This window comes from Rhodopirellula sp. MGV (genome assembly GCF_002251265.1).
GTDB lineage: Bacteria > Planctomycetota > Planctomycetia > Pirellulales > Pirellulaceae > Stieleria > Stieleria baltica_A.
Genome location: NZ_NPDI01000039.1, coordinates 1 through 14,514, shown reverse-complemented (window position 1 = coordinate 14,514; position 14,514 = coordinate 1). Strand labels below are relative to the sequence as shown.

The 14,514-nt window shown below is 54.7% G+C and carries 11 protein-coding genes; 1 reads left to right on the top strand and 10 read right to left on the bottom strand.

The window, feature by feature from the left end; all coding sequences use genetic code 11:
• Positions 1–98: 98 nt before the first annotated feature.
• Positions 99–347, bottom strand: coding sequence for a hypothetical protein (locus tag CGZ80_RS13765; protein WP_143543918.1), 249 nt, complete (start codon positions 345–347; stop codon positions 99–101).
• A gap of 697 nt (positions 348–1,044) precedes the next feature.
• Between CGZ80_RS13765 and CGZ80_RS13760 the strand changes: the two genes are divergently transcribed.
• Positions 1,045–1,647 (top strand): hypothetical protein, encoded by a 603-nt coding sequence (locus CGZ80_RS13760; protein ID WP_094415332.1) that lies wholly within the window; start codon positions 1,045–1,047, stop codon positions 1,645–1,647.
• 4 nt (positions 1,648–1,651) lie between these two features.
• Here the strand turns inward: CGZ80_RS13760 and CGZ80_RS13755 are convergent, their stop codons facing one another.
• The 9 genes from CGZ80_RS13755 to yajC all read right to left on the bottom strand — a co-directional run bounded on the left by CGZ80_RS13755 (position 1,652) and on the right by yajC (position 14,160).
• Positions 1,652–2,272: a lactate utilization protein C gene (locus tag CGZ80_RS13755; protein ID WP_094415330.1), complete on the bottom strand. Its 621-nt coding sequence runs from the start codon at positions 2,270–2,272 to the stop codon at positions 1,652–1,654.
• A gap of 58 nt (positions 2,273–2,330) precedes the next feature.
• On the bottom strand, positions 2,331–3,710 hold the full coding sequence (locus tag CGZ80_RS13750) for a lactate utilization protein B (protein ID WP_094415328.1): 1,380 nt from the start codon (positions 3,708–3,710) through the stop codon (positions 2,331–2,333).
• Positions 3,711–4,010: 300 nt separating this feature from the next.
• Positions 4,011–5,096 carry a Gfo/Idh/MocA family oxidoreductase gene (locus CGZ80_RS13740; RefSeq protein ID WP_094415324.1) on the bottom strand — a complete coding sequence of 362 codons (1,086 nt, stop codon included), beginning with the start codon at positions 5,094–5,096 and terminating at the stop codon, positions 4,011–4,013.
• Entirely contained in the window at positions 5,093–5,908 is an 816-nt protein-coding gene (gene lpxA / locus CGZ80_RS13735) for an acyl-ACP--UDP-N-acetylglucosamine O-acyltransferase (protein ID WP_094415322.1), read from the bottom strand. The genes CGZ80_RS13740 and lpxA overlap by 4 nt, the downstream gene beginning before the upstream one ends.
• A 325-nt stretch (positions 5,909–6,233) precedes the next feature.
• Complete coding sequence (lpxC, locus tag CGZ80_RS13730) at positions 6,234–7,127, bottom strand: UDP-3-O-acyl-N-acetylglucosamine deacetylase (RefSeq protein ID WP_094415320.1); 894 nt, start codon at positions 7,125–7,127, stop codon at positions 6,234–6,236.
• Between the two features lie 213 nt (positions 7,128–7,340).
• Positions 7,341–7,973 carry an OmpH family outer membrane protein gene (locus CGZ80_RS13725; RefSeq protein WP_233148417.1) on the bottom strand — a complete coding sequence of 211 codons (633 nt, stop codon included), beginning with the start codon at positions 7,971–7,973 and terminating at the stop codon, positions 7,341–7,343.
• 181 nt (positions 7,974–8,154) lie between these two features.
• On the bottom strand, positions 8,155–10,233 hold the full coding sequence (locus CGZ80_RS13720; RefSeq protein ID WP_143543917.1) for a M28 family peptidase: 2,079 nt from the start codon (positions 10,231–10,233) through the stop codon (positions 8,155–8,157).
• A 300-nt stretch (positions 10,234–10,533) separates the two neighbouring features.
• Positions 10,534–13,650, bottom strand: coding sequence for a protein translocase subunit SecD (gene secD, locus CGZ80_RS13715; protein WP_094415314.1), 3,117 nt, complete (start codon positions 13,648–13,650; stop codon positions 10,534–10,536).
• A gap of 120 nt (positions 13,651–13,770) precedes the next feature.
• Positions 13,771–14,160, bottom strand: coding sequence for a preprotein translocase subunit YajC (gene yajC, locus CGZ80_RS13710; protein ID WP_094415312.1), 390 nt, complete (start codon positions 14,158–14,160; stop codon positions 13,771–13,773).
• Positions 14,161–14,514 lie beyond the last annotated feature (354 nt).

Genomic DNA, 14,514 nt, shown 5'->3' with positions numbered 1-14,514 from the left:
CAATAAAGGCTAGAGCGGTTGCGGAGGCAATCGATGCCGGATGAAGATCGCTGAGGGTAAGCGGAAGTTGATGGACGGGTTACGGACGCGTTGAAGAATCAGACGACAATGTCAAGTAAGTGTTCGGCTGTTTCATTCACACGTGCCATCGCAGCCATTGCTGCTTCGGCAGCTTGCTTGGAACGCTTCATCTTGATGACAGCATCGACATCTTCAGAGCGTTGTGGGTCTGCAAGCTTCTCGGAGGCACTGGCGTAATTGTTCAGGTTTAAATTGATCGAACTTGCAAGTACCGAATTCACGGGAGTGATCATGGCAATCTCCTCTGTAAGAGTAGCGGTGGCCATTTACAAGAAGTCACAGTATGTGCCGAGTTCTGATGGAAGCGTTCAAGCGATTTGGTGAAGCACTCGTTCGCATCTCAGGTCTCAACACACCAATTTCGTTCCTCCTTTCGAGTAGCACTCAAACATACCGTGCAACAACATGCAGCGATTCGTGAATTCGGGATGATCTCCACGCGGCGGCGCGATCACGACGCGACCGAGGATTGAAGTCTCGAAGTGACCAGCGAAGATTTCGGATGTTGAATTAGTCGCTAAGGAACTGTTGCCTCGCCACTTGCTAAGAAGAGGTTGTCCAGAGGCAACCGATTGTGTTCAACCGAAAACGGATCTTGCCGGAGACGTGGATGCTAGGCTGCAGTTGTTGTGTTGCGGTAGCGTTTTTGGCAACTTCGAAACGTTTCAGCGACTGTTGTTTTCAGGCAACATTGGATGTGCGTTTCGAGCCAAATTGTGAATGCAAGTTCTCGTTGTGAATTCATAGGTTATTCGACGTCGGATTAACCCTCTGCTGTCGGTTTTCATTCTCCGGCATAGCTTCCCTGTGCGAATGGAATCGAACAGGCGTCTAGCTGCTAAGAATCCTTCAAGTGTTGCAACCGTTTTCGGCGGCGGCTCGGCAAGCCCCATTGGGCGTGGAATCTTCGTGACGGACAGAGAGAGTTGGCCCAGACTTGTTTGCCAACTGGAGAACCAATCTATGAGCGAACCTGTTCAAATCGAAGTCAATAAATCGCACGCGACGATCTATCTTGCAGCTTGGTGCACGATGGGAGTGCTCGCACTGGTACTGTCTATTTTTGGGCTGACCTTGCTGCTCCCCAAAACCATTGTGATCGGGCTGTTGGTCACATTGGTCGGACTAGGATTGTTCGCGTCTGCCCTCGATATGAGCTTGGTTTCGAAACGCACATTCCTGCTGAAAGAACCGGTTTTGGAGTTCTCCGAGCATGGTTTTTTAGACCGGCGGATTTGTGTAAAGCAGATTCCGTGGGCATCGGTGCGGTGGAAGGCCTGCCACAAGCAAACGGGAGCAATCCAATTTGAAATCGACTCCGAGGTCGATTCTGCAATGCAAAAACACCTGTCCGATAAGGTAACAGCACTCTGGTTCAAGCTATTGAAGCTGCCGCGCTACACGGTCAGTCCGAGCGCAACAGGAAAATCATCTCTCGAGCTTGAAGAGATCTTTTCCAAGTTCAAGCCGCCAATGGAAGAAGCCGCAGGCCCAGTCGAGGCCGAGGCTTCGGAACCAGCGAGCGACTTAGAACCAGAAGCAGAGCCCGTAGCTGCGGCGGGTTGAGTGTCTATGCCGAAGGCATGTCATCGACAATAAAGACTTGCAACTTGCGACAGCCATGCGCACCAAGGACGAGTGATTGTTCAATATCGGCCGTCTTACTGGGCCCGGAAACGAAGATGCCGAATCGCGCACCAAAATCTTCGATTCGCTCGTAGGCTTGATGCATGTTGGCCACGATCTGTTTCCTCGGAACCACGATGGCAAGGTACTGAGCGATAAACAGCAGCACGCGATGCGGGAGCGTGTTCCCGTTGACCCAAATCGCACCGTTTTCAGCGACCATGAATTCGCCCGCGACGATACTCCAGTCCAAGTTCGAATAGGCCAGCGGGTCGCTGGCAGCTTCGGTCGAAACCGTTCCTTGAACGGCATCGGGAACCAGCGATACGATTTGCTTCGCGTCAGCAAACTCTTCCAGCGTTTGTAGTGTGCTGTGAACATCTCCCAGCGTTTGGACCATGTGGGCTTGTCCGCCGACAGCTCCAAGCATCTCTTGAAACTTTGCGATTGGGTCATCAAATTTGATCACCACATTGGGATCAACGTCAGGTAACGGTGGTCCTTGGACCGGTTGCGTTTTGATTCGATCCAAGATCGCACGTTTTGCAGAAGACGTTGAACTCATGGTGGGACTTGCGAGGCGATGAACGGTTTGCGTGGGAAAAGACAAGTGGCGAGAGGAGTTAACTGCCACGATGCCGGCGGTGCCAATTGCGAAAGCTTTCTTGTGGAGGTTTCGGCAAGTCCCGTGCGACTGTCCATTTATTGAAGCGGTTGTGTGTGGCCCAACGCGGGAGTAATCGCAGCGATCGACGTCCGATGGCGCCGGCGGTGGAGAACAAACGTGGATGTCGAAACAGATGGGACGCCATCTTCATTGCCATCCGCTTACCCAGGGGCAAGAGCTTTTTGCCAACCAGTTCGCCACGCCAGGCGAGTAGCTGGTGATGCAGCGGAATCTTGACCGGGCAGACATCACTGCAAGAACCGCACAGGCTGCATGCATAGGGCAAGCTCTTGTAAGAATCCGGATCACGTGTCGGCGAAAGCACGCTGCCAATCGGACCGGGAACGGTTGCACGATAACTGTGTCCGCCGCTGCGTCGGTAAACTGGGCAAGTATTCATGCAAGCGCCGCAGCGGATGCAGTGCATCGCTGCGCGAAACGTCGCGCTCGCTCGCAGTCGCGTTCGACCATTGTCGACAAGGACGATATGCAATTCGCTGTTGTCGTCCTTGGGACCGATAAAGTGTGAGGTGTAACTGGTGATTGGCTGTCCGGTTGCCGAGCGTGCCAACAGCCGCGTGAACACACCCAAGTCGCGTTGCCGAGGGACCAGTTTTTCGATCCCCATGCAAGCGATGTGGACTTTGGGGATCGACGTTCCAAGGTCAGCGTTGCCTTCGTTCGTGCAAACCACGATCCCGCCGGTTTCGGCAATCGCGAAGTTCACGCCCGTGATACCGATTTGGCCTGCCAGGAATTTGTCACGGAGGTGATTGCGTGCTGCTTCGGTGAGGTACTTCGGATCGGACGCACCTTCTTCCGTACCAAGGTGTTCATGGAACGTCTCGCCGACCTCTTCTTTCTTAATGTGAATGGCAGGCAAGACAATGTGGCTGGGCGTTTCTTTGCGAAGTTGGACGATACGCTCGCCGAGGTCAGTGTCGACAACGTCGATCCCGTTGTCTTCTAAGTAATGATTGAGCCCGCACTCCTCGGTCAGCATCGACTTGCTTTTGACGATCCGTTTGGTGCGATGCTTTTGAAGGATTTCGAGGACGATTTGATTGTGTTGTTCGGCGTCCTCAGCCCAGTGGACGATTGCGCCAGCGGCGATCGCATTGCGTTCGAATTCTTCGAGGTAGTGCGAAAGATTTGCGATCGTATGCGTTTTGATTTGCGAGGCGGTTTCGCGGAGGTATTCCCATTCGGGAAGCGAGGATGCTTGCAGGTCACGTTTGCTGCGGACGAACCACAACGCACGGTCGTGCCATCGTGAACGGTCCGGGTTGGTGACAAACTCTTTTGCAGCAGTCGGGTGCTCAACAATCGGCAGCATCTGGAAATTCGCGAGAAGCGGTAGGGCTTTGTCAGGTGGGAGAGTTCTGCATCGAGAAATCGCCAGCTTCATTGCGATTGCTGGGCGGGCGAAACCTTAGTGCGACGACGCATTTTCTCAAACCAGTTTACCAGCAAAGGCAACTTATTGCTCGTCTCCCCGGTGAAACTCTTCGAATCGGCAGTCGTGCCTCGCGAGTGCGAAGAATCCTTGGTCTCTGCGACAGGCATCGTGCAAAAAAAAATGCTTCGTCCGATTGGACGAAGCATTCGTTGTATCGATTGGAAACGGCGAAACGGGTTAGGCGACCTTGCGTAGACGCGGTTTCGTCGCAATTCGAGTGCGTGCCGACGCGAGCGAGCCGGTTTCGCTGGGTGTCGCGTTGGGGTACCACGCACGACTTTCGATTGAAGCCAAAATCTGTTCGGCAATCGCGACCGCACGAGCACCTGCTGCGCCGCTGACGGTGGGGGCGATGCCGGATTGGATGCTGATGACGAAGTCGTGCAGCTCATCCAGAATCGCGTTTCGAGGTTCCAGTTTTTGTGTGCCGAGTTGCAGGTGATCGCTGAACAACTCGTCGGCGTACCCGAGCGGATTGTCGGTAGCATCTTCGAGATCGAACTCACGCTCGATCAACGCTTCGCTGCTTTGAACGGTGTGCAGTGCTGGGCCGGAGAAATCGATTTCTGCGAAACCGTTCGGCCCGTAAACTTGCATCGATCGAGCCGGTGTGGGGCTGATGCGTGACGCTTTGAGATTCGCAACCAAGCCGCATTCGAATTCGATACGGGCTTCGGCAAGATCTTCGTGGTCGCTGACCACGGCCAATCCGCTGGCACTGACTTGCTTGACGGCGGCTTCGGTCATCGAGCACACCAGGTCAATGTCGTGGATCATCAGGTCCATCACGACACCGACATCCAGGCAACGTCCTGGGAAACGCGACGCGCGAACGGCTTCGACGTATTTGGTATCGACACCAAGTTTGCCGAGCGCGGTGAACGCGGGGTTGAATCGTTCGACGTGGCCAACTTGCAGTGTCAGTCGCTTTGACGCGGCCAACATCACCAACCGGTCAGCGTCGGTCGAAGAGATAGCGAGCGGCTTCTCGACAAACAGATGCTTGCCAGCCTTGAGCAAGTCGGTCGCGATTTCAGCATGCGAGTCGGTCGGAGATGCGATGACGGCGGCGTCAATCGAATCGATTAACTCGCGATAGTCGTCGACCACGGGCACCGAGAACATTTCGGCGGCACGCGATCGGGCTTCTTCGATCGGATCGCTGATCGCGACCAATTTGGCGCCATCAACGCTGCCGAGCAACTTGCTGTGAATCCGGCCCAAATGTCCGGCACCGATAACTGCAACTCGCAAACTTGTCATGCCGCTTTCTTCTTTCCTCGTTGGTCTTGTCCGCGTCCATGTCGTCCGGAGCAGGACCGATCGATAGAGTCAAATAGGTGCTTGATCACGGGACGAATCGGACCATTGGAATACACTTCTTGTCGTGCCTTATCAATGCCGATGCGTGCCCGGTAAAGCAGACGAAATGCTTGGGTCAGAGCTTCGACATCTTCGGTGGTGTAACCGTGACGTTTCAGTCCGATGGTGTTGACCGCGCGGGGTTTGCTCGGCTGTCCATCGACGATCGTGTAAGGAGGCACGTCGTGCAGCACTCGGCTCATCGCGCTGACGAAGCTCAGCTGTCCGATACTGGCGAAGTGTGACACACCAACGCCGCCGGCGATGGTGACGTCGTTGCCAACACGGACGTGTCCGCCAAGCATGCCGTTGTTGGCGATCACGATACGGTCGCCGACTTTGCAATCGTGGGCGACGTGCGTTCCGGCCATGAAGTAATTGTCATGTCCGATTTCGGTGATGCCGTCTTCTTTTTCGGTCGCGCGATTCACCGTGCAGTGTTCGCGGAAAATGTTGTTGTCGCCGATAATGACTTTCGTCGGCGAGTTCTTGTAGCTGGTGTCTTGTGGGTCGCCGCCGATAATACTGCCAGCGAAGATGCGATTGTTTTCGCCGATCGTGGTCTGGGCGGTGATCACAGCGTGTTCGTCAATCACGGTTCCGTCGCCAATCAGAACATCCGGCCCAATCACCGAGAAATGTCCGATGCGAACGTTGCTGCCCAGTTGGGCTTTCGGATCCACGACGGCCGTCGGTGCGATGACAACGCTCATATCTAAACGTCATTTCAAAGGGTAAGAAAGGTATCTAAGCCGCACGGGCAAAGTGACAGTAACGGATTCTTCGGTTTGAAATCGAGATCGGTTTGCATTGATTTTGGATGAAAATCAATTCCGTTCCACTTGACCCCACCAACGACCGGATTCACGCTCGGCAAGACTGTCGGGCAAGCCGTCGATCTCTGCGAAACAACGTCGCAGCAAATCAGAAACACCAACAAACAAAAACGCAGCGTCCGTTGTCACGTCGCTGCGTTTGTTTAGTTGAATTCTATTTATGCGGCATCAAAACTGTCTGCCAAGATCGATCGCGGCGACTTCAAGCGGCTTGCTTTTGACGCGAGTCACTTTCATAACGCTGTTGCTGGACGGCAAGTTCGTAAAGTGCTTTTGCCATGCGTCCATTTAGGCTATGCCCGCCCCGGTGCGAGATAAACTTGCCAACCAACTCGCAACCGACCAGCGACAAGTCGCCGACGAGGTCCAGTGCTTTGTGACGTGCGCATTCGTTGCGGTATTTCAGTTCGTTCTCAACTGGTCCGTCATCACCGAAAACCAACAGTTCATTGAAGCCAACGTGTCGGGCAACGCCACGTTGGTGCAAAGCGTTGGCTTGTTCGAGTGTGACGAAGGTTCGTGCCGGTGCGACTTCACGGGTGAAGTTGATCGGCGTGCAGCTAAAACCATACGACTGCTCGGCGATCGGGCCGTCACAATCAAATGCGAGTTGATACCCGAAGTGGCTGATGCCGGTTGGGACTGGCGAAGCGGTAATCCAAGACGATCCTTCGCGTAGTGTGATGACTTGTTGAATGACCAAACGCTTTCGCTGTGCGGCTTGGACAATCAATCCGGCGTGTGAGAGCGCATCAACATAAGGTTTACTGCTGCCGTCGAGTCCGGGCAGTTCTTCGCCGTCGATTTCAACGATGCAGTTGTCGATTTCCAAAGCGTACAGTGCAGCCATCAGGTGTTCGATCATCTGGAACGACGCGTCACCCGATTCGATATTGGTTCGTAAGTTCGCATCGCTGCGATTGATTACGGTTGCTTCGCATCCCGGGTTGCCAGGCAGGTCTGAACGGACCAGTCGGATTCCGGTGTCCAAAGGGGCGGGGTGCATGACCACCGAAACTTCTTTCGCGGACCAATAGCCGCGTCCGGAAACAACGCAGGTCGATGCGATGGTGTGTTGGTTGCGAGAAAACTTCATCTCGAGCCCTCCCCTTTGGATGATGGAAAAATAAAAGCGACGGCCGTTTCCGACACGTCGCTTTCAGTTGGATCAAAAAAGTCGCCCATCGGGTCCTTCCGATGGATTCGCGGTCGCCCTGCACCACGTCCTTGAGTGCATTTGATGGCGAGCTCTCACTCCCCGTGACTTCCACGCGACCGCTGAATCAGCGGCCTGCGACTATGAATTTGCTTAGCGAGGCGAAGTCGCGGCTGGCTTGCCGGCAACTTGCGTCTTGATCACTCGGTCCAGGTACTGCATCACGCCTGGGGTCATGTCCAATTGCTCGTCGTGGTAGACGATGTTTTTCATGACGCCACGGATAACAGACTGGCCTTCACCTTCCTTCATCTCTTCGCTGTTATAGCGCAGAACGAGGTTGATCTTGTAGTGACCTGCCAGGAACTTGACGCCTTCAGCGATGTGCTGGTAGTTGTCAAAGTAGATTTTCGCTTCGGCATCAGCCAACTCTTTGCGTTTGCGATTCATTTCCAATCGCAACTTAGCATCCATGTCGGTGATTTGCTCTTCCAGAGCAGCGTAATCGGGGGTGCCAGGGCTAAGGTCTTTTAGCTTGGCAGCCATCACGCGAAGTTGCTCGCGTTTGTCCTTCAATTCCGCATCGAAAGCTTTTAGATCAGCTTCGATTTTCGCGACTTGCGTGCGAATACCGGTGTGGGATTTGAAGATGTAGCCAACATCGACGACCGCAATGCGATGCGGTTCCGTGTTTTGCGCCTGAGCTTGATTGGCCACGAGACCGGGTGCCAACACGGCAGCCAATCCGATGGCGATTCCATAGACTTGGTGGCGAACGGTTCGCACTTTCGCTCTCCTTGCGTTTTGAGTCGCGCGTCCTTTTTGTCGCATGAACCACAACCCCACAGACATCCATTGCCTGCGAACGATCGGGTGTGTCCTTGCTACACCGGTCGGTCGACCGATTTCAGTGACATTTTTTCGATTGTGGCAATCCGGCGATCCGGCGTAAAGATTGATCAGCCCATTATTCAGGGCGTTTTTCAAGCTTTCCCGTCAGCGTTTTTGAGGTGCCTTCGCGGACCAGTTCGATCGCAAATGTGTCGCCCGCAGAATGGTTGCGGACCCACGATAATAGATCTTCCGTGGTCCGGATTTCCTTTCTGCCAACGGAGCGAAGTTGATCGCCGACCGCCAACCCTGCCTTGGCCGCCGGACCTTCCGGAGTGACCTCGACAACTTCAACGCTTTCCGATTTCAACGAAACTCTGACTCCCAAATAGGCCGTCATTTGGCGACGGATTTGTACGCGAGAGTCAGTTTCAGAATACACCGGACGACGGGGCATCACCGCCAAGCGATAAGCCACGTTAGAAACCATATCGGTTATGCGGCCTAGGTTACCGAAATCGATTTTGTCGAAATCGTCAGAAGGCCGGTGATAGTCATTGTGCAGCCCCGTAAAAAAGAACAGCACCGGTACTCCTGCACGGTAAAACGACTGATGATCGCTCGGCCCATAGCCGCTAGCAACTTTGTACAAATCGAATCGGAACGCTTGATTCGCTTCGTCGACCAGTGACTCAAGTCCGGTCGCCGTCCCAATTCCGTACACCGTCAATTCGTTGTCACGAAGGCGTCCGACCATGTCAAAGTTAATCATCGCGGTCGTTCGCTCGATCGGAAGCTGCGGGTGCTCCACATAGTATTGGCTGCCCAGCAATCCACGCTCTTCGCCCGTGAACGCGATGAACACGACACCGCGGTGGTTGTCGCTGGTCTCTAGTTTCTTTGCTAGCAGATCGGCGCAGGAAAGCATTGCCGCCGTACCGCTCGCATTGTCATCAGCACCGTTGTGCACCGCGATGGTGCCGGGAGCGAGTGAGCCGTAGCCGCCCATCCCGACGTGGTCGTAGTGACCCCCGAGAACGATCGTTTGGCTAGCAAGCGGACCTTTTCCGGGGATGTGGCCGATCACATTGTCGCTGGAAATCACCGCCGGTTTGAGGTCGACGGACAGCTTGGCGCGAACGCTGGGGATCGAAAAACTGTGCGGCTGATACGTCTCGTTGATTTGACGTTCGACGTCGTTCAATGATCCTTCACCGGCGTTTTGGAACAGTTCATCGACGATATCACGAGCGATGGACGCGACAGGGATCGCTTTCGAACGGTCCGTTTGGACACCCGCGTCAGCGAGATTCAAAACGCCGCGTTCCGCCTTCGTGATATTCTGACCGATGGACTCGATCAGGCTCTTCGTGCGTTCGATTTTATCTTTGGTTGCGGCAAGATTACGGACCGCTTCCGGCGGCAATTCATTTTGCAGAGTGACGAGTTCTGCGAGTCGGCGTTCTTCTAGTTCGCGTCGTTCGACTTCGTCGGCAATAGCTTTTTGGACGCTCGCGGGATCATTAATGATCAGAACGCCCGTTGCGCCGTGGCGGATCGCGTTTTCAATCTTGATCGCAAAGAACGCATTTTGCGTATTGCGAACGCCGTCAAAAGGGCTGTTCGGATCGTCTGGCCCAGGCTCTTTACGAAGCATCATGACGATCGCGCCTTTGGCGTCGATGTTCGCATAGTCATCGTATTCGTGTTCGTCGCTCGTGACGCCATATCCGGCAAAGACCAATCGAGCAGTCACGATGGACCGTTCGTTGCCGACCGACAGCGGTGACATTCCGTCGCCGAGTTTCAGCTCCCGCTCGCTAACCGTTTTGCCGGTGTCGTCGAAATTTGTCAGGACAAGCGCATTGGCGTCGTCGCTGCGGACTTGGCTGCCGACTTCGATATCCACCGGTTGCAAGCCGTCGCCGCCGGCCAGATCCATTTGCAATCCGATGTTCTCCATGCGCGTCTGGATGTAGTCGCGTGCTTGGTTGATGGAGTCATCGGTGACACTGCGTCCACGCAGGTCATCCGACGCGAGAAACTCGATGTCTTCTTGCAAGTGCGTGCGAAGTGCTTCGCTTTCGTGTTCCGTAAGTCGACGTTCAGCAAGCCGGTTGTTGCCAAGTTGATCTTGGGCGACTGCGTTAACGCCAAAAGAGACAATCACACACAGCAGATACGAGACGCGATGGCACGCCGAAATTACAGACATCGATTCACCGACCTTGGTCACAACGCCCCCGCCGAAATCAAACTTCAAATCGGGAACCGGAAAGAGTGTCGAAATAGCAACTGGCGAAGCATAACCGAGTGAGAGAGCAAAGGAACCTATCGAAGGTGCGACAACCTCGTTCCGGTCTACTTTTCCGACCTCAATCCTCTGCGATGGCGGATCGTAAACGCAACACGCCGAGTCTTCGTGTGAAGACTCGGCCGTGCGAGTGAAGTTTTCAGTGGTCGGCGCGCGTTCGGTTGAACGCTTCAGTCAGTTTCGCCGATCGATCACCGACGACTAGTTCGATTGTGTCTTTGCTTCGCCGCGTTGCACCAACCACAGCAGGATGGGGCTGGCGACAAAGACCGAACTGTAGGTACCGACCAGAACACCAACGACCAAGGCGAATGCGAACGCGTGGATGCCTTCGCCACCGAACACATACAACAGCACAACCACGATCAGCGTTGTGATCGAAGTCAGCAAGGTACGGCTGAGCGTTTGGTTGATGCTGGTGTTGATCATTTCGCCCGTCAAACGTGGTGCTTTACCCTTCGTTTCACGGATTCGGTCGAACACGACGATCGTATCGTTCAGTGAGTAACCGATGATCGTCAGCAGTGCTGCCACGACCGTCAGGCTGATCTTGAACTGGTCGACGTAGAGGAATTTGAGAGCGTCAGCGACGTAGAAGCTGATCGCGATCGCACCCAAGGTGATCAAGACGTCGTGGATCAACGCTGCCACAGCTGCGAAGCCGTAGATAACACGTTGGAATCGGAACCAGATGTAAAGGATGATGACCATCAGGCTGGCAAACATCGCGACCGAAGCACGACCGATCATTTGACCGGCGACGCGTGCACCGACGCTGCTGCTGCTGACCCAAATGGGTTCGTCACCAAGTGATTGTTCAACCGCAGCCATCAATTGAGTGGCCTTTTGGTCGTCCATTGGCAACGTGATTTTCCAGTTCGAGAACGGAACGCTTGAGCCGGTCTTCCAGTCTTCGGAGCCTTCGCCATCGGGAAGCAGGACAACCGCTCGATCGTTCAATGGGATCGACAGTTCTTCGCTGGCTTGTTTAAGGCGTTGGATCAGGGCTGGTTCGCTGATCGCTGCGGCAGATTCCGAACCGTCAACACCGAGGGTGATTCGGCGTACGGCGGTTTGCGAAGCGACGTCGCCTTGAGCGGCCTCTTCACCGGTTGTCTCCGCATCGCTTTCGTCGGCTTGTGCTGCGGTCAGCATCACGCCATTGTCGTCACTCGGAAGTGCCGAGGTCGAGTTGCTTTCGTCAACGACGGTAACGTTATAGGTAACCAGCTTTGCTTCAGGGCTGCTGGCGAACGATTCGACAATGCGTGATTGCAGTTCGTCGACCGACTCGATGGAAGAGTCGACTTTAAACACGGTGCCCGGCTCGGCTTCGTCCATCTTCACGCCGTTCACCGTGAACTGGACTGCGCTGCCGTTCTGTTCGCCGATTCCATCGCCGACAATGCGACGAATTTCTTCGGTCGATGTTGTTTCCGCCACGCGGAATTGAACGGAGGAACCACCCGCGAAGTCGATGTCGAGGATGCCTTTTCCGCGGACGACCAGCGAAGCGACACCGATCACAATCAGGATCGACGAAACGACTAAAGCGATTTTGCCTTTGCCGATGAAGTCGAACATGCCGCCGCCAGCGAGCGCGTTGCGGATCGAGTTGACCGAGTCAGACATGCTGAGGGTCAATTTGTTGTGACGTTCGGCAATGTCGAAGAATGTCCGCGACATGTAAATTGCGGTGAACATCGAGTACAGGATGCCCAAGATCAACGTCACGGCAAAGCCGCGGATTTGGTCGGTACCGATGGCGTACAGGACGATCGCGGTAAACAGCGTCGTCAAGTTAGCGTCAACAATCGTTACCGTTGCTTTGGCAAAACCGTTGCGGATCGCCATACGATTCTTGGCGCCTTTGTTGATCTCCTCGCGGATCCGTTCAAAGATCAGGACGTTGGCGTCAACCGACATACCAACGGTCAGAACCAAACCGGCCAGACCTGGCAAGGTCAACGGTTGGTTGATCAGGACCATCGTTGCCAAAATCATCGCCAAGTTCATGATTAGGGCGATACAGGCAATCAGGCCAGCGAATCGGTAGTAGTACAGAATGAACAGCAGGACCAGGATCAGCGAAGTACCAATCGCGTAGACGCCTTTGCGGATTGTATCCGCACCCAGGGTCGCATCGATTTGGTTCTTTGCGATCGGCTGCTTCGTCAGTGCGGCTGGCAATTGGCCGGCTTTCAGAATGTCGACGAGCGAGCGGACTTCTTCGGTGGTGAAGTTGCCGGTGATGCGACCCGACTTGCTAATCGGTTGCAAAATGTTTGGTGCGGACAACAAACGGTCATCCATGACGATACCGAGCTGTCGTTGGCGTGTGCCTTTGGGCGAGTTCTCGGTGGTCAGGACGCGGAACTTGCGGCTGCCGGATTCGGTCAAGTTGAACGCGACCGCGGGAGCCCCTTTGTCGTCAAATGTCGTTGACGCAAAGGCCAAGTCTTCGCCTTTGACGTCGATAGCCGGGTCAATGACCATCAAAACTTCCAAGCCGTTCAGACCGTTCTCGTCGATCCACTGGGCTTGTTTGAATTCGCCATCCATGCCACGAACGCTGGAGGGCAGGTCGATCAGTTCGCCGGTTTGTGGATTTCGGACAATCGCGTTTCCGACATCAACACGCAATGGTTTGACATCGGTTTTGGCCGACGTTTCGCGATCGACTTCGGCCCAGCGGCCGACGACTTCATTGTTTTCGTTGAGAATCACTTCGCTCAATCGGACGGCACGGTCGTTCGACGATGCCTGCTCCGTCGCCATATCGATCAGGCGTTGATGGTCGATTCGGTTGGCCACGATTGCAAAACGCAAGATACCTGCTTGTTGCAGGACTTCTTCAATCGTCGCGACTTCCCGTTGATCGACTTCGGGGATGATGATTTCGATTTGGCTATCGCCGTAGGGGCGAATGACGATTTCACGTGTACCGGCGGGGTTAATCCGCTTGGTCAGCGGGCCAACCAAATCCTGGCTTTTAACCTTGCTCGCGCCATCCGCTTCTGGATTCGATTTGCTGGGGTCGATCTCGTAAACCAGGATCGTTCCGCCGCGAAGGTCAACGCCGAGACCTGGCAAGCGGTTGACCAGTACCGCGATGCTGGCGGTGACGGCAAGGAGCACAAACCCGATTCGCACCGAGTGGCTTGGCAATTTCAACGCCTTGGCAAAAAATCCGCCCACAAAGAACGGCACGATGATGACGGCGAAGGCGCCAGCCAACCACAGCAATTGCTGCCAAGAAACGCCTTGTTGCTGTTCAGCCTGTGCAATCAGCGATTGGGCGAGAGTTAACGATTCCATAGTAGGCGTTCTAGAGTGATGTGTAATTGATGGGCGTGAGGCCCAAGATATGTCGTGTAACTCGCCGGGACGTCAGGCTCCTGCCTTCTCGAACACCGGCTACCATTCGGAATTCAGTACTTAATCTTTGGACGGCTCGCTGTCCTTGGCTTTCTTTTCGTCGAGAACCGTCAAAGCCCATCGACTGACCTTCACCCGTACATTGCCGCTCTCGTCAAGCTTCATCGTCAGCACGTCGCTTTCAGGGCTCGCGTTGACGATCGTCCCGTGTATGCCACCGACTGTCACAACCCGACTGCCCTTTGTGATGGCTGCCAAGCGTTTGACTTCCTCCGCTTTGCGACGTTTTTCTGGCATCACATACGTGAAATAGAAAATCGCGACGAATCCAATGACTAAAATCCACGGCCCCTCCAGCATGTGGATGAGCAGAGGTTGGTCTTCTGCAGCCACTGCATCTTCGGCGATGAACATCAGTTTCGGTACGAATTCAACGACGTCTTGGATCACTACCCGGACCGGAGAGGGGAGATTTCGATAGCTTTGCGGGCAAAATACAAGTGCGGCATGATATGGAAGGGCAAAAACGGTCACAAGCCCAGCCGACCACTAAGTTTGACGGCTTTTACACTTGCGACTCCGATTTACCCGCTTGGCCACCCCTTTGGCCCGAGATCCAGGCCTCGATCGAGCGCGCGATGCGACAAGGCTGGTGGGGCCAATACCGCAGCCCACAAGCCGACGAGCTAGCAAATCGTCTAGGAACCTTGGCGGGGACAGACCCCGCAACCTGTGTTGATAGCAACTCACCGGCGGGGTCTGTCCCTGTCGATGCGGGGTCTGTCCCTGTCGATGCGGGGTCTG

Excerpts from the sequence above, each read along its gene's own strand:
- CGZ80_RS13765 (WP_143543918.1), bottom strand. The coding sequence starts at position 347 with ATGGCCACCGCTACTCTTACAGAGGAGATTGCCATGATCACTCCCGTG.
- CGZ80_RS13760 (WP_094415332.1), top strand. The coding sequence starts at position 1,045 with ATGAGCGAACCTGTTCAAATCGAAGTCAATAAATCGCACGCGACGATC.
- CGZ80_RS13755 (WP_094415330.1), bottom strand. The coding sequence starts at position 2,272 with ATGAGTTCAACGTCTTCTGCAAAACGTGCGATCTTGGATCGAATCAAA.
- CGZ80_RS13750 (WP_094415328.1), bottom strand. The coding sequence starts at position 3,710 with ATGCTGCCGATTGTTGAGCACCCGACTGCTGCAAAAGAGTTTGTCACC.
- CGZ80_RS13740 (WP_094415324.1), bottom strand. The coding sequence starts at position 5,096 with ATGACAAGTTTGCGAGTTGCAGTTATCGGTGCCGGACATTTGGGCCGG.
- lpxA (WP_094415322.1), bottom strand. The coding sequence starts at position 5,908 with ATGAGCGTTGTCATCGCACCGACGGCCGTCGTGGATCCGAAAGCCCAA.
- lpxC (WP_094415320.1), bottom strand. The coding sequence starts at position 7,127 with ATGAAGTTTTCTCGCAACCAACACACCATCGCATCGACCTGCGTTGTT.
- CGZ80_RS13720 (WP_143543917.1), bottom strand. The coding sequence starts at position 10,233 with ATGTCTGTAATTTCGGCGTGCCATCGCGTCTCGTATCTGCTGTGTGTG.
- secD (WP_094415314.1), bottom strand. The coding sequence starts at position 13,650 with ATGGAATCGTTAACTCTCGCCCAATCGCTGATTGCACAGGCTGAACAG.